This window comes from Corynebacterium sputi DSM 45148 (genome assembly GCF_000427865.1).
Taxonomy (GTDB): Bacteria; Actinomycetota; Actinomycetes; order Mycobacteriales; family Mycobacteriaceae; genus Corynebacterium; species Corynebacterium sputi.
Map to the genome: position 1 here is coordinate 123,013 of NZ_ATYV01000003.1, position 22,567 is coordinate 145,579.

Sequence of the window (22,567 nt, forward strand, 5' to 3'; positions counted from 1 at the left end):
CAGAGACATCAGAGCAGCGCCGCAGAGCGCGCCGTGACTTCCCGGCTGGCCGAGCGGACGTTCACCATGTGGGGCTGGACTATTCAGCCCTCATGAATAGGGACGTCACGCCAGTAGATGAGTGGCGCCTAGTCGAGACCAGTCCGCAGGGCATGCCGATCGGTGTGTCCGAGACGCTGTTCAACCTGTCTAACGGCTACATCGGCCTGCGCGCGAACCCACCAGAAGGCCGCGACTCCGCCGAGCATGGAACCTTCATTAATGGGCTGCACGAGACATGGCAGATCCGACACGCAGAAGATGCGTTCGGCCTGGCGCGCGAGGGTCAGACGATCGTCAACGCCCCTGATGCAAAGCCAATGCGCCTATACATCGATGATGAGCCGCTGCGGCTTTCGGTGGCCGAGATCGAAGATTTCGAACGTTGCCTCGACTTCCGTGAGGGCGTGCTGCGGCGTCGGTTTATTTGGCGTACGCCTGGCGGCAAGAGGGTGCGGGTGAGCGCTTCGCGGATGGTGTCGATGCAGGAGAAGCACCTAGCCGTGATGTCGTTGGAAGTTGAGCTGTTGGACTCCGACGCCGCGATCGTCGTTTCCTCACAGATCCTCAACCGCCAAGACGGCGGCGATGAGTACCACGACAAGGCTGCCGCGCAGGGCGACGAACTCGATCCGCGCCGCGCCGAGGCACTGGATGAGCGGGTGCTGATCCCGACCTTCCAAGCGGAAGACGAGATCGGTCGTTCGACCCTGGCATTTCGCTGTTCACACTCAAAGATGACCGTCGCCTGCTCGATGGATCATGAGCTCAGCGTTAATGGACCTGAAGGCGAGCAGCTGCGGATCGACTCCAACCAGCTCACCGAGGAAGATTCGGCCTCGGTGATCTACCACGTCAACGCACCGGCAGGCACGGTGCTGAGGCTGGAGAAGTACGTCTCGTACCACTCCTCGCGTCACGTTGCTGGCCGCGAGCTGGCGTTCCGTTGTAACCGCACGTTGAACCGGGCCATGCGAGTGGGACTGCGCTCGCTGGAGGAGAATCAGAATGAATGGCTCGAGCGTTTCTGGGAGCGTTCGGATGTAGAGGTGCACGGTCAGCCAGAAATTCAGCAGGCCGTGCGGTGGAACATCTTCCAGCTGATCCAGGCCTCTGCCCGCGCAGAGATCCAGGGAGTGCCTGCCAAGGGCATGACCGGTACCGGTTACGGCGGCCATTACTTCTGGGATACGGAAATCTACGTGATGCCGTTCCTGACCTACACCAACCCGCCGTTGGCTAGGAACGCCTTGCGTTTCCGCTACGGAATGCTCGAAGCGGCGTACCAGCGTGCGGACGAGCTCTCTCACGACGGCGCCCTCTTCCCATGGCGCACCATTAATGGACTGGAGTCCTCCGCGTACTACGCGGCAGGAACCGCGCAGTACCACATTGATGCGGACATCGTTTTCTCGCTGATGAAGTACGCCTATGCCTCCGGAGATGAGGACTTCTTGCTGCGTGAGGGCATTGACCTGCTCATCGCGACCGCACGATTCTGGATGTCCCTGGGCTTCTTCAACCCCGATCGCACGGAATTCCAGATTCACTCAGTAACAGGTCCAGACGAGTACAACACCGTCGTGAACAACAACCTGTACACGAACGTGATGGCGGAATTTAATCTGCGGGCAGCGGCGAACGTCGTGAAGCAAATGCAGGAGACTCGCCCCGAGGCATACCGCGAGTTTGCCAACCGGCACCACCTTGAGGACGCAGAGATCCTCGAATGGGATGAGGCCGCGGACCGGATGTACGTTCCGTTCGATGAAACAAACGGCATCCACCCGCAGGACGACCAGTTCCTGCTGCGCAAGCGCTGGAACCTGGACGACCCAGAGCTCGGACCTAAGCGGCCTCTTCTGCTGCACTACCATCCGCTAACCATCTACCGGCACCAGATCATCAAGCAGGCCGACGTGGTACTGGCACTGTTCCTGCAGGGGCAGCGCTTCACGATGGAAGAGAAGAAGGCGGACTACGACTACTACGATCCGCTAACCACCGGCGACTCCTCCTTGTCCGCCGTAGTGCAGTCGATCATGGCCGCAGAGCTCGGCTACACCGAGCAGGCCCTGGACTTCTTCATGCGCGGACTGTTCGTGGACCTGGCCGATCTGCATGGCAATACCGCCGATGGAGTCCACGTGGCGTCCGCCGGTGGTGTCTGGCAGTCGCTGGTCTACGGTTTCGGTGGATTCCGGGATTACGGCGGGCACTACTCGATCAACCCGCACCTGCCGGAGGAATGGGAGGCGCTGACCTATCGGGTGACCGTGAAGGGCAGCCGATTGAAGGTGACCGTGCGTGGACGGACGGTCGAAGTAGTCCGCGAAGATGGAGAGTTGCCGATCGGTCCGATCACCGTCGCTGGCCGCGAAGTTGTGGTCGATTCGGAGCCGATTACGATCGTGCTCCCCGACACAGAGTGACTGGGATCACAGTCACTGATTCAGGCTAAAAGTCTGAAGTCAAGGCTTCGCCTGTAAAAATCCCGCTCCAGCGGGATTTTTTCAGCTTTCTCCCTCGGGGGTGGGAGGGGAGCCTTTCTATATACAACATCAGTGCAGGTGAGGCTGGCCTAAGATAAGAAGAACCCTTCAATTTCACGTCAAAGCTGTGAAAAGCGCCCCCCTATGGGGGGTAAATGGTGTTCATGCGCTCAGGGAAATTAAGGTGAACATGACACTGGAGGTGCCATGACTGTTACTAGTTCAGACCGTGAGGCATTGGCCCACGGCAAAATCACCACGAAACCACTTCGGGAGAAGCCCAAGGTGCCGTCGTGGGCACTGAAGATGACGATGGCCGTGACCGGCATCATCTTCGGTTTGTTCGTTATCGTCCACATGCTCGGAAACCTGAAGGTGTTCTCGGGGGCTGAGAGCTTCGACACCTACGCGCACTTCCTGCGCACCATGGGTTACCCGATCGCGCCCAACGAGAGTCTTCTCTGGGCGTTCCGAATCGTCCTGCTGGTGGCTGTGGTTCTGCACGTCTACGGTGCTTTCGCGCTGCAGGCTCGGTCCCGTCAGTCCCGTGGCAAGTTCCGCCGCCAGGGCATGGTGTCCGGCTGGAACACCTTCACCGCGCGGACGATGCTCGTCACCGGTGTTGTGCTGCTGGCCTTCATCATTTTCCACATCATGGACCTGACCATGGGCGTTGTCGTCGCTCCGTCGGATTTCGTCCACGGTGAGGCATACCAGAACCTCATTTCCTCGTTCCAGCGTCCGGCAGTGGCGATCTGGTACGTCATCGCTCAGCTGGCTCTGCTGCTGCACCTGTCCCACGGACTGTGGACCGCATCGAGCGACCTCGGCGTGACTGGTCACCGCTGGCGCAAGTTCATCTTGTTCCTGTCCGGTCTGATCCCGCTGGTCGTCGTGGTCGGCAACATCGCTATTCCGGTCGCTGTCATGACCGGTCTGGTCTCGTAGGGCAAAGGGGAATTCAATGACTGAAACCACCACCGCATTCAAGTCTCCGGTCTCTTCGCTGCCGGAGGTCAAGATCGGCAAGGTCATCGGCGACAACAGCCCCGGTGACAAGGCCCCGATGCGTGACCACTGGGGTTACCAGAAGGACCACTTCAACCTGGTCTCTCCGCTGAACCGCACCAAGTTCCGCATCCTCGTCGTCGGCACCGGCCTGTCCGGTGGCGCCGCTGCGGCCGCTCTTGGCGAGCTCGGCTACGACGTGAAGTGCTTCACGTACCACGATGCACCGCGCCGTGCGCACTCCATCGCTGCCCAGGGTGGCGTGAACTCCGCCCGCGGCAAGCGCGTGGACAACGACAGCGCGTACCGCCTGGTCAAGGACACCGTTAAGGGTGGCGACTACCGTTGCCGCGAGAACGACTGCTGGCGCCTGGGCCTTGAGTCCGCTCGCGTCATCGACCACATGAACGCCATCGGCGCTCCATTCGCTCGTGAGTACGGCGGAGTTTTGGCCACCCGTTCCTTCGGTGGCGTGCAGGTGTCCCGCACCTACTACACCCGTGGACAGACCGGCCAGCAGCTGCAGCTGTCGACCGCCTCGGCCCTGCAGCGTCAGGTCGGCCTTGGCAACGTTGAGATGTTCACCCACAATGAGCTCGTCGACGTCATCGTCGCCGATGGTCGTTGCCAGGGTGCCGTCATGCGTAACCTCATCAACGGTGAACTGACGGCTCACACCGCTCACGCAGTGGTGCTGGCCACCGGTGGATACGGCAACGTGTACCACATGTCCACGCTGGCCAAGAACTCCAACGCTTCGGCCATCATGCGTGCATACGAGCAGGGCGCATACTTCGCCTCCCCCTCGTTCATCCAGTTCCACCCGACCGGTCTTCCGGTCAACGCGCTCTGGCAGTCCAAGACGATCCTGATGTCGGAGTCGCTTCGTAACGACGCTCGCATCTGGACCCCGAAGAAGACCGATGAGACCCGCGCCGCCAACGATATCCCTGAGGATGAGCGCGACTACTTCCTGGAGCGCCGTTACCCGGCCTTCGGTAACCTCGTCCCGCGCGACGTGGCCTCCCGCGCCAACGCTCAGCAGATCAACGCCGGCTACGGCGTTGGCCCGCTGGACAACTCGGTGTACCTGGACCTGCGCGACGCCATCGAGCGTCTGGGCAAGGACACCATCAAGGAGCGCTACTCCAACCTCATCCAGATGTACGAAGAGGCGATCGGTGAGGACCCGTATGAGGTCCCGATGCGTATCGCTCCTACCTGCCACTTCACCATGGGTGGCCTGTGGTCGGACTTCGATCAGATGACCTCCATCCCGGGTCTGTTCGTCGGTGGTGAGTGCTCTTGGACCTACCACGGCGCGAACCGCCTGGGCGCGAACTCGCTGCTCTCGGCATCCGTCGACGGTTGGTTCACCCTCCCGTTCACCGTCCCGAACTACCTGGGACCGCTGCTTGGATCCGCGCGACTGCCGGAGGACGCCCCCGAGGCGACCGAGGCAATCACCCGCTCCAAGGAGCGCATCGAGAAGCTCATGTCCATCGACGGCACCCACGGCGCCGAGTACTTCCACCGCCAGCTCGGCGATGAGCTGTACCGCGTCTGTGGCGTCGCCCGGAACGTGGCGGATCTCAAGGATGGTCTGGCGAACATCCGCAAGATCCGTGAGGAGTTCTGGAAGGACCTGTTCATCCCCGGCAACGCCGACGAGATGAACCAGCAGCTCGAGTACGCTAACCGAGTCGCTGACTACCTGGACCTGGGCGAGCTCATGTGTGTCGACGCGATCGACCGTGACGAGTCCTGCGGTGCTCACTACCGCGAAGACCACGTGGACGCGGACGGAGAGGCTGAGCGCAACGACGCTGAGTGGTGCTTCGTTTCCGCTTGGGAGCCGGCTGACCGTAACCCGGTCTGGACCCGAACCTCTCATGAGTTCATCCGCCACGCGGAGCCTCTGGCGTTCGAGGACGTCCCGCTCCAGACAAGGAACTACAAGTAATGAAACTGCAACTTGAGATCTGGCGTCAGGCTGGCCCGAACAGCGAGGGCCACTTCGAGAGCGTCACTATCGACGACGCCGTCGCGGAGATGTCCATCCTGGAACTCCTCGACCACGTCAACGCAAAGTACGTGGAGGCCCGCAAGGAGCCCTTCGCGTTCGCATCCGACTGCCGTGAGGGCATCTGCGGTACCTGTGGACTGAACGTCAACGGACGTCCGCACGGCCCGGGAAAGAACACCCCGGCCTGCCAGCAGCGTCTGCACCTATTCAACGACGGTGACACGCTGAAGATCGAGCCGATGCGTTCGGCTGCGTACCCGGTCATCCGCGACATGGTCGTCGACCGTTCCGCACTGGATCGCGTCATGGAAAAGGGCGGCTTCGTGTCCGTGCCGGCCGGTACTGCACCGGACGCCGACACCCTGCACGTCAACCACCAGACCGCTGAGCTCGCACTGGACCACGCAGCCTGCATCGGTTGTGGCGCCTGCGTCGCAGCATGCCCGAATGGTGCATCGCACCTGTTCACCGGCGCCAAGCTGGTTCACCTCTCCCTGCTGCCCCTGGGCAAGGAAGAGCGTGGCCGCCGTGCCACCAGCATGGTCGACGAGGCCGAGACCAACTTCGGTCCGTGCTCGCTCTTCGGTGAGTGCGCTGACGTCTGCCCGGCAGGTATCCCCCTGACTGCGGTTGCCGCGATTAACAAAGAGCGTGCCCGTGCAGCTTTCCGCGGTAAGAACAACTAAACTCAGGTTTATCTGAGTTGGTGTGAAGGAAGGACTAAGTTAATGAACCCCAAGCTCGAAGAGCGTTGGTACCCGGGTGAGGAGCACTTCGTCGACGGGTATGTTCCGCAGAGCCTCAATGCGGAGTACTCCTCGCTGAACCGCAGCCTCACCTGGATCGGCATGGGCTTTTTCCTGTCGTCGGTCGTCGGCCTCGGCACCTTCATTTTCGGTCTGGCAGTTGTGCGCAGTGGCGATCAGTCCCGCACAGCCCTCAGCGCCGCTGCAGACGGTGCAAACACCAACGCTTCGGCGCTGATGTGGGCTGGTCTGCTGATCGCAGCGGTCTTCATCGCCGTCGGTTACGCCTGCATCCGCCTTGGCCGCAAGAACTACCGCGAGTACAAGCGCAAGTACGGCGTACGCCACTAGTTCGACCTGGCGTACGGGCTGGCCCCACTAAAAGGTGTGACCGCCCTACTTCGCAGAACGACCCCTGGTTCCATCATGGAACCAGGGGTCGTCTTCTTGCTTGGGGGAGGAGCTGGAAGAGTACATCTCCGGCTGGAATTCAGGCTCTCCGCGTCCGGCGTGGATAATGGCGGTTATGTCTGAAGAAGCTGTTGTGGTCACCAGGGAAGCGGATCAGCTGCCGGTTCCCGGCCCGTCCCCGGAAACTGAAGCCCAGAAGCGCCGTGAACTCAGGCGACATAAGGCGTTCGCCACCAGCCTCCTGGTCATCGCGACCGTCATCTACTTCGGTTGCCGTTGGCTCGAGACGGAGGCGACCTCCGTAGGGGAGCAGCCTGCGGCGTGGATTGGCTATGTCCGCGCTGCCAGTGAGGCCGGCATGGTCGGCGCTTTGGCGGACTGGTTCGCCGTGACGGCGCTGTTCCGGCACCCAATGGGTATTCCTATCCCGCACACTGCGATCATCCGCCGCAAGAAGGATCAGGTGGGTGAGGCGCTGTCCGAGTTCGTTGGCACCAACTTCCTCAACCCGGCACTGATCGTGGATAAGGTCCGCCAGGCAGGGATCCCCGAGCGGATTGGCGAGTGGACGGCCGAGCCCGGCAATGCCGAGCGAGTCTCTGCAGAAGTCGGGAAATTCCTCGGCAATGCTGTGGAGGCGATCGACACGGAAGATGCCGAGACTCTCATCCGTGCGAGCATCATCGACCGACTTGCCGCACCGGAATGGGGCCCACCGGCTGGACGATTGCTCCAGCAGCTGATCGCAGACGGCAAAACCGAACCGATCGTTCAGGAGCTGGCCGAGTGGCTCTACCGAAAGGTAGTCACCAGCGAGGACCTGATCGATCGAATGGTGGGAGACAGGTCCCCAAACTGGGCGCCGCGCTTCGTCAAGGACATCGTCGGCGAGCGCGTTCACCGCGAGCTGGTCGACTGGGCCTGGGAAGTAAAGTCCGACCCTGATCACGAGGCGCGCATTGCCCTGCGTGCAGGTCTGGACAAACTGGCATCGGACCTGCAGACCGACCCGACGACCATGGAAAAGGTCGAAGAGATCAAGCAGGACATCCTTGGATCCCGCCCGATTGTGGAAGCGCCCAGAAAGATCTGGGAGGCGACCTCTGCAGGAATCATCGAGCAGGCTCGTGATCCGGAGTCCCTGATCCGACGCAGAATCGTCACCTCCGTACTTGAATACGGACGTCGACTGCGCGAGGATCAGGAACTTCGGCAGACGGTGGAACACCGCATCGAGGGTGGTGTGCGATTCTTCGCAGAAAACTACTCCGGCGAGGTGACCTCCATCATTTCGGAGACCATCGAACGATGGGATGCTGACGAGGCCTCCGAGAGGATCGAGCTGATGGTCGGTAAGGACCTTCAGTTCATCCGTGTGAACGGAACGGTGGTCGGTTCACTGGCCGGCCTGACCATTTACACCGTCTCGAACGTATTGTTCGGCGGGTAGACTTTTTTCGACAGGAACGCGAGGAGCGCAACAATGACAGACTCACATTCCGAATCGGACGATTTCTCTGACTACCACTCGTACTGGCTGAATCGTGCCACCAACGGTGGCCGCGACGACCGTGGCGCTAGTGGCGATGCGGACCGTACCCGCGGCGAGTTGCCGCGGGGTGAAAGGTCCGGAAGGGGACGTCGTAAAGCACGTTCGAATGATCCCGCAGTGTCAGCCCTGCACGTTTTGATCGGCCTCGGCATCGATCTGGCGCAGAAACTCGAGGACGGCGAGCACCCGTGGCGTGAGGCCAGGGACCGTGGTGCTCGGGCAGTGCGCGAGGACCGACAGGCCCGTGAGGGTGCCGACGCCGACCCGGTAGCCGATGAGCCGCGCGATGAGATCAGCGAACTGCTGAAGAAGTTCGACCCTGCTCGCTTTGGTACCGGCCGTTTTGGATCCGCCGCATTCGGCGGAATGTCCGGCGGCCTTGTCAACGACGTCCTGCGTGAGGCTAGCGGCGCAGCGGAGAATTTCTTCGACGGACTGCGGAATCGGGAACCCTACCCGGACGACCTGCCCGTGGACGATATCGTTGTTGAGGAAGAAGAACTAGATGACGATGATCGGCCTGATAGTGAAAGCGGTAAGTAAATGATGATGAGCACCTCAGGCTCGGTCCTGAACCAGATCGCGATGTGGATTCAGGTGATCTTCCAGCTGGGTGTGCCGATGCTCGTCGGCATTTTCGCGCTGATCGGGGCCGTGATGGTCCTGACTACCCGAGCTGATGCTTTTGACGCCGCCGACCGTAAATCCCGCGGTATCTGGACTGCGATGATGTTCGGCTCCGCAGCGTTCTTGCTGATGCCGTGGATTGGCTGGGCATTCCTGGGCATTCCGATCATCGCCGGAATGGTGATTACCGGTATGTACTGGATGGACGTTCGTCCGCAGATCAAAGACTTGCTGGCCAACGCCCAGGGTTAGTTCCGAGGTCGACTGCGCCTGAGAATTAAGGACGCCCCGCCCACCGTGATTCGGTGGACGGGGCGTTCGCTGTGCGGGGGGTGCTACTCGAAGACCACGGTGCGGTTGCCGTGGACCTGGACGCGGTCCTCCAGATGCCAGCGTAGTCCGCGGGCGAGAACCTGCTTCTCGGCGTCACGGCCTTCACGCTGCATGTCGCGCGGGAGGTCCTTATGGGAAACGCGGATGACGTCCTGCTCGATGATCGGTCCGTCATCAAGATCCTGCGTGGCGTAATGACAGGTGGCACCGATTAGCTTCACACCGCGCTGGTACGCCTGGTGGTACGGACGGGCACCCATGAACGACGGCAGGAAGCTGTGGTGGATGTTGATGGCCCGGCCGGTCCACATCTCGCACAGGTCCGGCGGAAGGATCTGCATGAAGCGCGCCAGGACGATCGCGTCCGGGTTGTGCACGTTGACCAGCTCTGCGACCTCGTCGAACGCGCGGCGCTTGCCAATCGCGTCCTTCGGGAAGGGCACGTGGTGGAACGGGATACCGTGCGCGCGAGCCAGCGGCTCCAGGTCGCGGTGGTTACCGATGACGGCAGCGACTTCCATCGGGTAGTCGTTCTGGTCGACCCGGCCGAGCAGGTCCTGCAGGCAGTGGCCCTCCTTAGACACGAGGATGACGGCCTTGTTCGGGGCGCCGCTGTCGGTGACACGCCACCGGGCTTGCTCGCCGAACTGCTCCACAACCTGACTGAACGCCGCGGTGACCTCTTCCAGGGTCATGTCGAGCTCATCGGCACGCACGGCCTGGCGGGTATAGAACCAACCGGACTCGGGGTCGGAGAAGTAGTGCGCCTCGGTGATCCAAGCGCCGATGTCGGAAAGGAAGCCGGAGATCTTCGCGACGATGCCGGTGGAGTCCGGGCAACCGAGGGTCAGGATGTACTGGCGCTCTTGCGTGGCGAGCGCCGGCTGTGCCAACGGGGAATTGCTCATTCCCAGGAGTTTAGCCCCGCCGTTAGTGTTGTCGACATGAACCCCGACACCGGCTTGCCCGACGCCATTAGTTCACTGCCCCGCAATCGCCTCGATGTGGCCCTGCTGGACCCGGAAATGCCGACCGCGCAGGTCGCAGAGCGGGCACTGGAATTGGCCGTTGAGGGTGTTGCTGGAGTGCGGGTGCACCCAGCTGCGGTGGCGTCGGTGGTGGCGTTGCTGGAGCAGATGCGGGAGGTCTCCCCGGATGGTCGCGCACCGCGGATTGGCACCGTTGCAGGTTTCCCAGCCGGGCGTTCCCATGTGTTGGTGAAGGCCGCTGAGGCGCGGCTCGCAGCGGATTCTGGGGCGCAGGACATCGCGGTGGTCGTTGACCCCTCTCTCATTGCCACCGGCGATGCGTCTGGGGTCCTCATGGAGGTCGCCGCCCTTCGGGAGGCCGTATCCGCGCCGGTCCAGTTGACCGCCGTGGTGGAGACAGGGCTACATGCGTCAGGGCTTATCGACGCCCCCACCCTCTCATCCATCATCCAGGCCACTTCGACCGCAGGAGTGGAGGCTGTGGCGACTGCCTCCGGCTTCCATGTGCTGGGCGATGGCGGTGCGCGAGAGGTGGAGTTGGTCGCCGGCGCGGTGCGTGCCGGAACCGGAGTTATCGCGGTAGTTCGCGAAGCAGAAAACCCGGCCACCGTGCAGGATCTGCTCGGGGCCGGGGCTCATGTAGTGCAGGTGAACCACCGCTAGGGCGGTCGGTTCGCGTCGTTGTCCTTATCGGGTCATGAACTGAATCCCGGTGAGGGCTTCGGCGGAGAGGTTGGTGCCTTCCAGATCCACGTCGATGCCGTTCTCGGTGACGCGAACGTCACTGATCTCCAGGCCTTCCACGTCCAGATCGCCGATCGGTCCGGTGATTGCGAGCTGAGCCATGGTGCGCACGGCCTCGTCCGCAGCGAATCCTGCGATGCTGCCGCCCTGGACATCAACCTCGACGGTGCCATTGCGCACGACCGGAGTGATCTCAGCGGTGACGACTCCTCCGGAGAACTCCACCATCAGGACGCCGCGCTCCGGGTCCGGCTGAATGGATGTCATCCGGGTAGCGCTGGAAGCCAGCTGCTCCAGGATCGAGTCGTTTCCGGCGCCGGTACGCGATGCCAGGTTCGCCTCGGCGAGAATCAGATCTGAGGGCAGCTGTGAGGTGACCGTGACGCTCTCAGCGATCGGGTTATTGCGATCGGAGACATCCACATTGCTGGCGTGGATCTGCGCTGACGGGGTGCCACGGACCTCGGTCTGACCGTTATCGGCAGCCGGGTCGGTGATCTCCAGGGTGTTGGGAGCCTCCACGTTAACGGTGCCGACGTTGTTCGTCACCAGTGCGAGGAGCAACGGCGAGGCACCGAAGGAAACGTCGAGGGTTTCTTCGGTGTTGACCCCGTCAGCCTCAGACATTGCCTGGAACTCGTCCGTCACCATCTTCGATGCCGACATGCGGACGGCGATCTCACCCACCACTAGGGCGAGGATCAACGCGACGATGACTCCGATGACTATAGTTACAGGTTTTGTCTTCACCGGCCCCAGCATAGGGGCGAGGATGCGTCCGGTGGGGAGCAAGTGATCAAAAAACGGTAGGTGGGAAAAAACCGCCCGCCGGCCCGGTAAGGGCTAGCGACCGGAGAAGTTACGGGTCAGCAGGTACTACTGCTTGGCCAGGTATTCGTTGAGTGCGTCGGCCTCGCGGTCGAAGATGCCCTTGACTGCGTCGGCGACCTTCGGTTCCAGCATTGCGCCCATCATCGGGACGTTAACGGTGATGTCTGCGCTGGTGGTCAGGGTCGAAGCGTCGCCTTCAGCGGCGAGGGTCTGGGTGCCGTTGAAGGCGACCGGGAAGCCGTTGACCTCTGCGGCGATGGTACCGGTAGCGGAGTCACCGGTCAGCGGGCCCCAGGTGATGGTGCGGACGACGGTCAGGCCATCCTTGACGAAGCTCTTGACCGCATCCGGGAGTGCGTCGGTGTCCAAGGACTGCTGCACCTTGATGACGGTGTTGTCGCCTTCTGCCTCGAAGGAGAGGACCTCGCCCTTGCCGGCACCTTCGGTGACGACGAGGGTCCAGAACTCATTGGAGGTGAGTGCTGCGTGAGCCTTTGCCGGCTCGAAGGACAGATTGCTGACGATCTCAGTGTTGGTTGCCATGCGGGCGATACTAACGTGGGAATCGTGATGACATCAGCGCTTGACGAAATTAGAACGGTTTCCGGAACTAAGTGTTTCGACGACGTGCCGTTCTCCGCGTTAACAACGTTGCGCTTGGGGGGTACCCCCGCAGCCGTCGTACGCTGCGAGTCCCCGGACGCGGTGGTTCAAACGATCCGCATTCTCGACGAGGCCGACGTGCCGCTCTTGGTAGTGGGCGGCGGGTCCAACCTTGTCGTCTCTGATGAGCCCGGAGACCTCGTCGCGGTCGTCATTGACGCCGACGAGGTGTCGCTGTCGACGCAGGGACAGGGAATCGAGTCTTTCGCCGCGATTGTTGAGGCCGAAGCCGGAGCCGAGTGGGACGACGTGGTGCAGATGAGCGTCGACGCAGGTTTCGGCGGACTGGAGTGTCTCTCTGGCATCCCGGGGTCCGTCGGCGCGACTCCGGTACAGAATGTCGGTGCTTATGGCGCAGAGGTCTCCCAGACGCTCGAGGAGGTGCGTCTGTACGACCGGGCCACCGGCACCGACGAATGGGTCTCCCCGGAATCGCTCGACCTGGGTTACCGGTACTCCAACCTGAAGTTCACCTCCCGGGCAGTGGTGCTGGCGGTGCGATTCCGACTGACTGTCGATGGCATGTCGGCACCGTTGCGCTTTGGTGAGCTCGCCCGGACTCTCGGAGTCAGCGAAGAAGAGGGGCGCTCCGGTGAGGCACGCCGACCCGTTGCCGACGTCCGTGATGCAGTGCTGCAGCTGCGCCGCGGCAAGGGCATGGTGCTTGATCCTGAGGATCATGACACCTGGTCGGCCGGATCATTCTTCACCAACCCAGTCATCGACTCCGCCGACCTGGAGTCCGTCCGTGCTGCCGTGGAGCAGCGCTGCGGCGCCGACGAAGTGGCAACTATGCCCGCTTACCCAGGTGCAGACGACATGGTGAAGCTCTCTGCCGCCTGGCTCATTGAGCGAGCCGGATTCCCCAAGGGATATCCCGATGACGACGCCCCGGCGCGCCTGTCCACCAAGCACACTCTCGCTCTGACCAACCGCGGAAGCGCGGGCACCGCAGATCTGGTGGCGCTGGCCCGGGACGTGCGCGACGGCGTGCGAGAGGCCTTTGGCGTGGACTTGGTCCCCGAACCGGTGTGGGTCGGAGTGGAACTGTGACTACCGGCGGCACCGGGGCGGTGGAGTCCGTCGCATTCCTATCGATGCACACCTCTCCGCTGGAGCAGCCGGGAACCGGTGATGCCGGCGGGATGAATGTCTATGTTCTGCGCACGGCCATCGAATTGGCCCGACAGGGAGTCGCGGTCGACGTGTTCACCCGGGCTACCTCTGCCAGTCACAATCAGGTCATCGAAGTCGAACGGAACCTGCGAGTGGTCAATATCGTCGCCGGCCCCTTTGAAGGGCTGTCCAAGGGCGAGCTGCCGACCCAGCTGGTTGCCTTTGTCGGTGGCATCCTGCGCTTCTGTGAGGACACTGGCGCCTCCTACGACCTCATTCATTCGCATTACTGGCTCTCCGGCCAGGTCGGCTGGCTGCTGCGGGACCTGTGGCACAAGCCCTTGGTACACACCGCGCACACCCTTGCCGCAGTGAAGAACCGGTTCCTCGCCGATGGCGATTCAGAGGAGCCGGAGTCTCGACGCATCTGTGAGCAGCAGATCGCCGACCACGCCGACCGCATGGTGGTGAACACTCCGGAGGAGCGCGACAACCTCATCTGGCATCACGACGCCGACCCGGCACGAATCGACGTCGTCGCGCCGGGCGTGGACGTGGAACTCTATAGCCCAGGCTCCGACCGCGCGACTGAGCGGTGCCGCCGCGAGCAGGGCATCCCGATGTACTCCCAGGTTGTGCTCTTCGTCGGTCGGCTGCAGAAACTCAAGGGACCCCAGGTCCTGCTGCGCGCGACCGCGGAAATCCTCCGCAGGAACCCCACCAGCGGCATCCGAGTGCTCATTTGCGGTGGACCCTCCGGAAGCGGCACCCAGCGGCCGGACGAGTTCCATGATTTGGCCCGGGAACTCGGGGTCATGGATTACGTTCGGTTCCTGCGTCCGCGCCCGCCAGAGGACCTGGTGTGCCTCTACCAAGCAGCAGATGTGGTGGCGGTGCCCAGTTACAACGAGTCCTTCGGGCTGGTTGCCATGGAGGCACAGGCCTCCGGCACTCCGGTGGTCGCCGCGAACGTCGGCGGACTGCCGGTTGCAGTGAAGAACAACGAGACAGGATTGCTTGTCGACGGCCACGGTGCCGAGGACTGGGCCACCGCCCTGGAGGCACTGCTCGAAGACGACCCACGGCGAATTGCCATGGGTGAGGCTGCGCCGGTGCATGCGAGGGATTTCTCATGGGAAGCGACCGTCGGGAAGCTCCTTGGGGTTTACGATCGGGCCATGATGGACATGGAGGGTGAGAAATGACCGAAGCAGATCATGCACAGTCCCGGTTGGAGTCGCTCAGCGCCCAGCTGGAGGGCCTCGAGGTCGAGCACCAGGTGTTCAAGGATGCCGTCGTTGTCGAGTTGCCCGGAACTAAGAAGCTGAAGACGACCGTGTTGCTAGTGCCGAGCGCCGACTCCTTGCGGGTCGAAGCGTTTGTCGCCCGTTCGCCCGAGGAGAACGTCCCCGGTGTCCACGAGTGGTTGCTGCAGCGCAATCGCCGCATGTTTGGCATTGCCTACACCGTCGACCTGCGCGGAGATATTTATTTGGTCGGCCAGTTGCCGGCGAAGCTCGATGACGCAGACCTGGACCGATTGCTGGGACAGCTACTCGAATCCGCTGACGGAGACTTCAACTCGATCTTGGAATTGGGCTTCTCCACCTCGATCCGTAAGGAATGGGCATGGCGCACCGACCGGGGTGAATCTGTGGCGAATTTGCAGCAGTTCCGGCATCTCGCGGAGAAGAAGGACACCGGCTCCGCCGACGCAGAAAAATAGTCCACCGATCCGGGGGAGTCTGGCCCGGATGTCACCGGGCACGGGCGTTTTGAGGCAGAATTGAACGCATGACCAACGGAAACCTCATTCTTGTCCGACACGGCCAGAGCGAGTGGAACGCATCTAACCAGTTCACCGGCTGGGTTGACGTCCACCTCACCGAGCAGGGCCGCGCTGAAGCACACCGGGCAGGTGAACTCCTGGTGGAGGCTGACCTGAAGCCGGAGATTCTCTACACCTCGCTGCTGCGTCGCGCGATCACCACCGCGAACATCTCCCTGGACGTCGCTGATCTCGGCTGGATCCCCGTGATCCGCGACTGGCGTCTCAACGAGCGCCACTACGGCGCTCTGCAGGGCCTGAACAAGGCCGAGACCAAGGAGAAGTACGGTGAAGACCAGTTCATGGCATGGCGCCGCTCCTACGACACCCCGCCGCCGCCGCTGGAGGAGGACTCGGAGTACTCGCAGGCGAATGACCCGCGCTACGCGGATCTGCCGAGTGTGCCGCAGACCGAATGCCTCCTGGACGTCGTGAAGCGATTCATCCCGTACTACGAGGATGAGATCCTCCCGCGTCTGCAGAGCGGTCAGACCGTGATGGTCGCCGCCCACGGCAACTCCCTGCGTGCGCTGGTCAAGCACCTCGACGGCATCTCTGATGAGGACATCGCCGGTCTGAACATCCCCACCGGCATCCCGCTGGTCTACGAGTTCGACTCCAAGGGCACCGTGGTCAACCCGGGCGGTCGCTACCTCGACCCGGCTGCTGCAGAGGCAGGCGCCGCGGCTGTCGCGAACCAGGGCGGCAAGTAGTAACTTCTGCTCATCCTGAATCCAATACCCGGTATCCCCGTTCACTCGGCGGATACCGGGTATTGGCATTAATGTGGTGTTGTGATTAACGCGCTAGTGGCGGCCCTACTCGGTGTCGCCCTCGGAATCGCCTTGTCGGCGGTGCTCATGCGGCGACAGGCAAAGCAGCGTGACCGGAAGAACTCCAAGGTCACCACAATCAGCCAGGTCATGCACCTGGCAGTGCAAAGGGCACCTACCGGTGTGATCATCGTCGACATTTCCAGCGACGTGATTCTCTCGAACCCGCAGGCACACCAACTGGGTCTCGTGCACGAGCGGACGATTGCGCCGAAGGTGTGGGCGGCGGCCGAGCGAGTCTTTGAACACCGGGAGATTCAAGAGGTCAACCTCAAGCTGCCCTCCCGTAGGGCAGGTGGCCCGGACACACACGTGCACTGCCACGTCACTCCTCTGAGTGTTCACGACTCCCGGTTCGTCGCGGTCTATGCCGTGGACGAGTCGGAACTGGTGCGCATGGAGCACGCCCGTCGTGACTTCGTGGCCAACGTTTCCCATGAACTGAAGACCCCAGTTGGCGCACTCAGTCTGCTGGTCGAAGCCATGGTGCAGTCCCGGGACAACCCGGAGGACGTGGAGCGATTCGGCGCGAGCATCACACGTGAGACGCAGCGGTTGTCGACGATGATCACCGAGCTCATTGCACTGTCCAAGCTCCAAGGTGCAGAAGCCCCGCCGGACATGGAACCGATTCCGGTGCAGGTCATCATCCAGGAGGCGATCAACCGCACCCGTCAGCAGGTGATGTCCACGGGCATCGAAGTGAATGTCGATTGCCCCGAGGACCTAGTTATCTGCGGAGACAAGCCCTTGCTTGTCACTGCCCTGACGAATCTGGTCTCCAATGCGGTGAACTACTCTCCGGAGCAGACTCCGGTGTCCATCAGTTGTGAACAGGTGGACGGCGACACAGTCGCCCTGCGCGTTACCGACCGGGGGATCGGCATTTCCCCGGCGGACCAGGAACGGATCTTTGAACGGTTCTTCCGTGTCGACAAGGCTCGCTCTCGCACTACCGGTGGAACAGGCCTTGGCCTCGCTATCGTCAAACACATTGTCGCCAATCACGGTGGCGCACTGAACGTCTGGAGCCGGCCGGGTACTGGATCCACGTTCACCATCGAACTGCCTGTGCCCGATTCCATTGAAGGAGAACGTAACTAATGTCATCGCGAACCAGGATTCTTGTGGTGGAGGATGAAGTCGCTCTGGCTGAGCCGCTCGCTTTCCTCTTGGAGAAAGAAGGCTTCACCGTCGAGATCGCTGAGGATGGCCCTTCTGCTCTCGTGGCATTCGACAACGAAGCCCCGGACATCGTCCTACTGGATTTGATGCTGCCGGGAATGAGTGGCACCGAGGTGTGCAAGTCAATCCGCCAGAAGTCCGCAGTGCCGGTGATCATGGTGACCGCCCGCGACAGCGAGATCGACAAGGTCGTTGGGCTGGAAATTGGCGCCGACGACTACGTGACCAAGCCCTACAGCTCCCGTGAACTGATCGCCAGGATCCGGGCGGTATTGCGCCGGGGTGCCGCTGAGCAGGACATCGACGTGGAACTGGCAGACGCGGAGGATGTGCTGGACGGTGGCCGCGTGGTTATGGACGTGGAGCGACACATCGTCACCGTCAGTGGCACATCCATTCAGATGCCGCTGAAGGAGTTTGATCTGCTGGAGTACCTGCTCCGCAATGCAGGCCGTGTGCTCACCCGGGGTCAGTTAATTGATCGGGTGTGGGGCTCGGACTACGTTGGGGACACCAAGACCCTCGACGTGCACATCAAGCGCCTGCGCTCGAAGATAGAGGACGACCCGAAGCGCCCAGTTCACCTACTTACCGTGCGCGGGCTCGGCTACAAATACGAGTCCTAACGCACCGCGAAGGGCTCGCTAGACCTCGTCCGGCTCGAGCCCTTCGCGTGCTGCCCGTGTCGCCGGGTGAATCGACAGCAGCGGATATCCGGACGGGCCGAATGCCTGCCGGGCGCCAGCGGCCTCTCGCTCGCGGCAGTGCTGAGCAACGACCGCATAAGCAGCGTCGCCAATTAGCGCCCGCAGTTCGTTTTTTGAGGTCTTCCACAGTGACTCGCCACCGGCGTGAGTGCCAGGTGCTCCAGAGCACCACCATTCGAATTCTTCTCCACCGCCCCAGGCGCGCCGATCGTATTCGGTGATGCGGGTGTGCAGGATCTCCTGGCCGTCGGGCCTCTCTTCCCACTCTTCGAGCCGACGCAGCGGCACCTGCCAGCACACGTCCGGTTTCACATCGACATGGTTGAGGCCATTGCCCTCAGCGAACTGGTGAATGGCGCAGCCACGCCCACCCGGCCAACCAGCGCGGTTGGCGAAGATGCAAGCCCCATCAACGACCTTCGTGCGCAGCGCGGGCTCCATCTCGCCGTCGTCGTTTTCTAGCTCGTCCCATTCCAGCCATGGCTCCAACGGTTCATCGAGCGTGTCGGCGTCAATCGCCTCGTACCACTTACCGGTATCGGCCGGTCGGTTTTGCCACCAGCCGCCGGGATCAGAGGAGCCGTCGGGAAGCTTCTGGTTCTTTTGCGGCACCCGTGGCGCCTCTTCCATCTGCTTTACGACGTCTACAACTCTGTCCCGGTCCTCCTCATCCGTGAGGAAAGCTCCGTGGATACAGCAGCCGGCATCGACGCGTTCCGGATCGATTCCTTTGCAGGCGTCGGTGCCAAACGCACACCGGTAATCCGAAAGGAGCCAGGTCAGGTCAACAGAGATGAGGTGTTCGGAATCATCGGGATCGACGAATTCGAACCATTCGCGTGGGTAATCCTCGGCAACCTCGGCGGGGGAGGGCTGTTTCCCACGCCAAGGAGAGGCTGAAGTGCGGTGGGGCTGATTCACACAGAGTCACCGTAGACCGTCTAGTGTGGACCCGTGCGTTTAGGTGTATTGGATGTCGGCAGTAATACCGTTCACCTCGTGATGGTCGACGCCCGAAAGGGTGGCGCTCCAATCCCGATGAGCGATTCAAAGTCGACGATGAAACTGGTGGAGTACCTGGATGATCAGGGCGACCTCAGTCAGAAGGGCATCGACAAGCTCACCGACTATGTCGGAGAGGCTTCGTTCCTGAGCCAGAAGATGAAGTGCGAGGAGATGATCTCCTTCGCCACTTCTGCCGTTCGTGATGCCGGAAACAGTGACGCCGTCCTCGACCATGTCGAGAAGGAAACCGGTGTCCGCCTGGAGATTCTCTCCGGTGAGGATGAGGCACGTCTGACGTTCCTTGCGGTGCGCCGCTGGTATGGCTGGTCCGCCGGCCGAATCGCGAACCTGGACATCGGCGGTGGCTCTCTGGAGCTGACCTCCGGGACCGATGAAGACCCGGACCTGGCGTACTCAGTGCTGCTTGGTGCTGGTCGTTTGACCCATGAGTGGTTCGATGCAGATCCGCCGTCGCGCAAGAAGATCTCCATGCTTCGCGATTACATCGATGCGGAACTGGTGGATCCGGCGAGGGAGCTACGCAAGCTCGGCGAGCCCGATGTTGCGGTTGCTACCTCGAAGACGTTCCGGACGCTGGCTCGCCTGACCGGTGCGGCTCCGAGCTCGGCTGGCCCGCGCGTTCGCCGTACTCTGACGGCACCTGGTCTGCGACAGCTTATCGCCTTCATTTCGCGCATGACCGCAGCTGATCGTGCGGAATTGGAAGGTGTCAGTTCGGACCGCTCGCACCAAATCGTCGCAGGTGCCTTGGTCGCAGAGGCTAGTATGCGAGCATTGGGACTCGAACAGGTTGAGATTTGTCCCTGGGCGTTGCGAGAAGGAATCATTCTCCGGCGCCTTGACGGCGACCTCTACGGGAAGGCATGAGATGAGTGAGGAAAAGCTCACCGTCGCGGAGCTAATGGCCCGTGCGGGCCGGGAAGTTCCCGCGGCGGATAAGACACGTCGACGCCGGCGGCGCAGCCTCGATGAAGGCGGTATTTCGGTCGCTGACCTGACCGACGGCTTTTCCCGTATCGAAGCAGACGGTCCACGTCGTGGCGCTCACGCCGCTGACGACAGTGAGGTCGACGAGCAGGAGACGCCGGCCACCGAGGCAGTATCTGATGACGCTGCAGCGGTAGCCCAGGCCGAGGCGCTAGCGGAAGCCGAAGCTCAGAAGCGTGCCGCCGCAGAAGCCGAGGCAGTTGCTCAGGCTGAGGCAGAGGCACTTGCCGCTCAGGAAGCCGAAGCAGCGGCCGTGGCGAAGGCCGAGGCTGAGGCACGAGCAGCTGAAGAGGCCGAGGCCGCAGCACTGGCACAGGCAGAAGCTGAAGCGCAGGCAGCACGCGAAGCAGAGGCAGAAGCGGCCGCTAAGGCCGAAGCTGAGGCTCGCGCAGCCGAAGAGGCTGACGCAGCCGCCCGCGCCGAGGCAGAGGCCCGTGAAGCAGAGGAAGAACAAGCTGGCGCCGCCCGTGCAGCGCTGCCGAAGCAGCCTGAAGGCTTCGCCGCAGGTGTCCCCCAGGCAGTGCCGGTAAACCCGGTGGTGTCCTCTGGCAGCTATTCCGATGATGAGGTGACTTACACCTTCACCGCATTCCTCGACTCTGAGACCGTCACAAGCGAGGTTGCAGATCCGGGCCCGACGGCCCGTGAGATGCTCGACGGCTTCTCCGCAGTAGATGAGATCGCCCCGGTTCCGGTCTTCGGATTCGACCCGGCGACTGTCGCCGCACCCGAGGTGGAGGTTGAAGAGACACCGGATCCGGAGCCGACCGCCCCGGCCGAGTTTGATCGCGAGCAGACCTCCGTCATCCCGCTTGTCGACGAGACCGCTGAGGCTCCTGTTGACGAGGAGATCGAGGTTGTCGAGACCGTCGAGGCTATCGACGACGACGTGGCTCCCGCCTACGACAATGAGCCGGAATACGTTGAGGTCGAGGAGATTGTTGAGGAGTACGTCGAGGCTCCCGATGACGCGCTTCTGGACGAGTCCGAGCCGGAGCACCGCTATGAGCGTGCAGCCCGTGATCGGGACCAGGCTGCGTACGCCGACACCGAGGAGGACAACACTCTCAGCGTTCCGTTGCTGATTCTGCAGGTCTTCGTCGGCGTGATCGCCGGTGTCTTCCTCTTTATGTTGTTCGCGATGCTGTGGTCGGGTCTGCCGACGGTCGCAATGGTCCTGATTGGCCTCGTTGTTACCGGTGTGTTTGTGCTGGTCGCGAGCAAACTGCGACGAGAAACCGACCGATTGACTCCGATCCTTGCCGGAGTAGTGGGACTGGCCCTGACATTCGGGCCGTTCCTCATCCAATTGGTGTAGCAATGCAGCGGCCCTCAGATGGCCGCGATAGCCCCAGTCTGGAGCCCCTCCTTTCAAAGGAGGGGCGCTTTTGGCACACTGGCGATCATGACAAAAATAGCTGTAATTGGTGGAGGAAAGATTGGAACGGCCCTGATTTCGGGCCTCATCGAAAGTGGCAACCCTGCAGCGGACATTTCCGTGGCGGACACCTACCGGCCCCAGGTCGAGAAGCTGGCGGAAGAACTGGGCATCACTCCCGGCGACAACCCGGCCGACGCAGCGCAGGGTGCAGACGTTGTTGTGATCTGTGTGAAGCCGGATGTCGTCGCGACTGTCCTGGACGAGATCACCCCGTCGCTGGAAGCACACGAGGGTGAGCCGGTGGTGGTGTCCATGGCTGCCGGAATCACCATCGACGCCATCGATGAGCACGTGCCGGGCGGCACTCCGGTCATCCGCGTCATGCCGAACACCCCGATGCTCGTTGGCCGTGGCGTCAGCGCCATTGCCCCGGGCCGTTTCGCGTCTGAGGACGACATGGATCTCGTGGCGTCCCTGCTGGAGAAGGTTGGCATCGTCGAGCGCGTGAAGGAGTCGCAGCTCGACGCTGTGACCGCTATGTCCGGCTCCGGCCCGGCATACTTCTTCCAGTACATCGAGGCGATGTCTGACGCAGGTGTGTTCCTGGGCCTGCCGCGCGATCAGGCTCAGCGCCTCGCCTCCGCCACGATGGCCGGCGCAGCCGAGATGCTGATGCAGGAAGGTGCAGACCCCACGCAGCTGCGCGTCAACGTGTCCTCCCCGGGCGGCACCACCGCAGCCGGTACCCGCGCTCTGGAAGAGGCTGGCATCCGTACCGCTGTCTACCGTGGCCTGCAGGCAACGCACGATCGCTCTGTGGAACTGGGCAAGTAAGAGACCATCCGCAGCGGCCTGCCGCCGTGAGCACTCGGTAGGTGGGTGAGAGAACAACCCTGGCATTCGTGCCCGGGTTCTGTCATCTGGCAGGTGTAGATGTCTCCCGAGTGAACGTTGAGGGGCCGGATGGGTGCCCCCAATATTCACGGGAGGTAACACCGTCACCAGGTACGTTGCTATTCACACCAGTCACACCAGTTACTTCT

The 22,567-nt window shown here is 62.2% G+C and carries 22 protein-coding genes; 18 read left to right on the forward strand and 4 right to left on the reverse strand.

Annotated features, from left to right (window positions below):
* Nucleotides 1-92 precede the first annotated feature (92 nt).
* From YWU_RS14790 to YWU_RS0102770, 8 genes are all read left to right on the forward strand, one after another.
* Nucleotides 93-2,471, forward strand: coding sequence for a glycoside hydrolase family 65 protein (locus YWU_RS14790; protein WP_084141640.1), 2,379 nt, complete (start codon nucleotides 93-95; stop codon nucleotides 2,469-2,471).
* A gap of 267 nt (nucleotides 2,472-2,738) precedes the next feature.
* Entirely contained in the window at nucleotides 2,739-3,479 is a 741-nt protein-coding gene (locus YWU_RS0102740) for a succinate dehydrogenase cytochrome b subunit (RefSeq protein WP_027019261.1), read from the forward strand.
* A gap of 16 nt (nucleotides 3,480-3,495) precedes the next feature.
* Nucleotides 3,496-5,502 (forward strand): fumarate reductase/succinate dehydrogenase flavoprotein subunit, encoded by a 2,007-nt coding sequence (locus tag YWU_RS0102745; RefSeq protein WP_027019262.1) that lies wholly within the window; start codon nucleotides 3,496-3,498, stop codon nucleotides 5,500-5,502.
* On the forward strand, nucleotides 5,502-6,251 hold the full coding sequence (locus YWU_RS0102750) for a succinate dehydrogenase/fumarate reductase iron-sulfur subunit (protein ID WP_027019263.1): 750 nt from the start codon (nucleotides 5,502-5,504) through the stop codon (nucleotides 6,249-6,251). The genes YWU_RS0102745 and YWU_RS0102750 overlap by 1 nt, the downstream gene beginning before the upstream one ends.
* A 42-nt stretch (nucleotides 6,252-6,293) precedes the next feature.
* Nucleotides 6,294-6,662: a hypothetical protein gene (locus YWU_RS0102755; RefSeq protein ID WP_027019264.1), complete on the forward strand. Its 369-nt coding sequence runs from the start codon at nucleotides 6,294-6,296 to the stop codon at nucleotides 6,660-6,662.
* 175 nt (nucleotides 6,663-6,837) lie between these two features.
* A complete protein-coding gene (locus tag YWU_RS0102760) occupies nucleotides 6,838-8,172 on the forward strand; it encodes a DUF445 domain-containing protein (protein WP_051259958.1) in 1,335 nt (444 codons plus the stop codon).
* 33 nt (nucleotides 8,173-8,205) lie between these two features.
* Entirely contained in the window at nucleotides 8,206-8,817 is a 612-nt protein-coding gene (locus YWU_RS0102765) for a hypothetical protein (RefSeq protein ID WP_027019266.1), read from the forward strand.
* A gap of 6 nt (nucleotides 8,818-8,823) precedes the next feature.
* Complete coding sequence (locus YWU_RS0102770; RefSeq protein ID WP_051259959.1) at nucleotides 8,824-9,153, forward strand: DUF2516 family protein; 330 nt, start codon at nucleotides 8,824-8,826, stop codon at nucleotides 9,151-9,153.
* An 83-nt stretch (nucleotides 9,154-9,236) separates the two neighbouring features.
* On the opposite strand, the gene purU is transcribed toward YWU_RS0102770, so the two are convergent.
* Complete coding sequence (purU, locus tag YWU_RS0102775; protein WP_027019268.1) at nucleotides 9,237-10,142, reverse strand: formyltetrahydrofolate deformylase; 906 nt, start codon at nucleotides 10,140-10,142, stop codon at nucleotides 9,237-9,239.
* A gap of 36 nt (nucleotides 10,143-10,178) precedes the next feature.
* Between purU and YWU_RS14795 the strand changes: the two genes are divergently transcribed.
* Nucleotides 10,179-10,886, forward strand: coding sequence for a beta/alpha barrel domain-containing protein (locus YWU_RS14795; protein ID WP_051259945.1), 708 nt, complete (start codon nucleotides 10,179-10,181; stop codon nucleotides 10,884-10,886).
* A 24-nt stretch (nucleotides 10,887-10,910) separates the two neighbouring features.
* Here the strand turns inward: YWU_RS14795 and YWU_RS17385 are convergent, their stop codons facing one another.
* Together YWU_RS17385 and YWU_RS0102790 are read right to left on the reverse strand one after the other, a co-directional pair.
* The gene (locus YWU_RS17385; protein WP_156892688.1) at nucleotides 10,911-11,717 is read right to left on the reverse strand and encodes an LmeA family phospholipid-binding protein; all 807 of its coding nucleotides are present in this window, start codon (nucleotides 11,715-11,717) and stop codon (nucleotides 10,911-10,913) included.
* 126 nt (nucleotides 11,718-11,843) lie between these two features.
* Entirely contained in the window at nucleotides 11,844-12,341 is a 498-nt protein-coding gene (locus YWU_RS0102790; protein WP_027019270.1) for a DUF2505 domain-containing protein, read from the reverse strand.
* A gap of 27 nt (nucleotides 12,342-12,368) precedes the next feature.
* On the opposite strand from YWU_RS0102790, the gene YWU_RS0102795 reads away from it, so the two are divergent.
* The 6 genes from YWU_RS0102795 (at nucleotide 12,369) to YWU_RS0102820 (ending at nucleotide 18,049) form a co-directional block, all read left to right on the forward strand.
* Nucleotides 12,369-13,514, forward strand: a complete 1,146-nt coding sequence (locus YWU_RS0102795) for a UDP-N-acetylmuramate dehydrogenase (protein WP_156892691.1) — start codon at nucleotides 12,369-12,371, stop codon at nucleotides 13,512-13,514.
* A 20-nt stretch (nucleotides 13,515-13,534) separates the two neighbouring features.
* On the forward strand, nucleotides 13,535-14,782 hold the full coding sequence (gene mshA / locus YWU_RS0102800) for a D-inositol-3-phosphate glycosyltransferase (protein ID WP_027019272.1): 1,248 nt from the start codon (nucleotides 13,535-13,537) through the stop codon (nucleotides 14,780-14,782).
* Nucleotides 14,779-15,303 (forward strand): type III secretion system chaperone family protein, encoded by a 525-nt coding sequence (locus YWU_RS14805; protein ID WP_051259946.1) that lies wholly within the window; start codon nucleotides 14,779-14,781, stop codon nucleotides 15,301-15,303. Before mshA ends, YWU_RS14805 begins: the two co-directional genes overlap by 4 nt.
* Nucleotides 15,304-15,371: 68 nt before the next feature.
* Nucleotides 15,372-16,118, forward strand: a complete 747-nt coding sequence (locus tag YWU_RS0102810) for a phosphoglyceromutase (protein ID WP_027019273.1) — start codon at nucleotides 15,372-15,374, stop codon at nucleotides 16,116-16,118.
* A gap of 81 nt (nucleotides 16,119-16,199) precedes the next feature.
* Nucleotides 16,200-17,342 (forward strand): sensor histidine kinase, encoded by a 1,143-nt coding sequence (locus tag YWU_RS14810; RefSeq protein WP_051259947.1) that lies wholly within the window; start codon nucleotides 16,200-16,202, stop codon nucleotides 17,340-17,342.
* Nucleotides 17,342-18,049, forward strand: a complete 708-nt coding sequence (locus YWU_RS0102820) for a response regulator transcription factor (protein WP_027019274.1) — start codon at nucleotides 17,342-17,344, stop codon at nucleotides 18,047-18,049. Before YWU_RS14810 ends, YWU_RS0102820 begins: the two co-directional genes overlap by 1 nt.
* A gap of 18 nt (nucleotides 18,050-18,067) precedes the next feature.
* Here YWU_RS0102820 and YWU_RS0102825 read toward each other — a convergent pair whose 3' ends face one another.
* Complete coding sequence (locus YWU_RS0102825; RefSeq protein ID WP_027019275.1) at nucleotides 18,068-19,051, reverse strand: DUF3109 family protein; 984 nt, start codon at nucleotides 19,049-19,051, stop codon at nucleotides 18,068-18,070.
* A 33-nt stretch (nucleotides 19,052-19,084) separates the two neighbouring features.
* Here YWU_RS0102825 and YWU_RS0102830 point away from each other — a divergent pair, with 33 nt between their 5' ends.
* From YWU_RS0102830 to proC, 3 genes are all read left to right on the forward strand, one after another.
* Nucleotides 19,085-20,023, forward strand: a complete 939-nt coding sequence (locus tag YWU_RS0102830; RefSeq protein ID WP_027019276.1) for a Ppx/GppA family phosphatase — start codon at nucleotides 19,085-19,087, stop codon at nucleotides 20,021-20,023.
* A gap of 1 nt (nucleotide 20,024) precedes the next feature.
* Nucleotides 20,025-21,461: a hypothetical protein gene (locus YWU_RS0102835; protein WP_027019277.1), complete on the forward strand. Its 1,437-nt coding sequence runs from the start codon at nucleotides 20,025-20,027 to the stop codon at nucleotides 21,459-21,461.
* Nucleotides 21,462-21,548: 87 nt separating this feature from the next.
* Nucleotides 21,549-22,358 carry a pyrroline-5-carboxylate reductase gene (gene proC, locus YWU_RS0102840; protein ID WP_027019278.1) on the forward strand — a complete coding sequence of 270 codons (810 nt, stop codon included), beginning with the start codon at nucleotides 21,549-21,551 and terminating at the stop codon, nucleotides 22,356-22,358.
* Nucleotides 22,359-22,567: the final 209 nt, after the last annotated feature.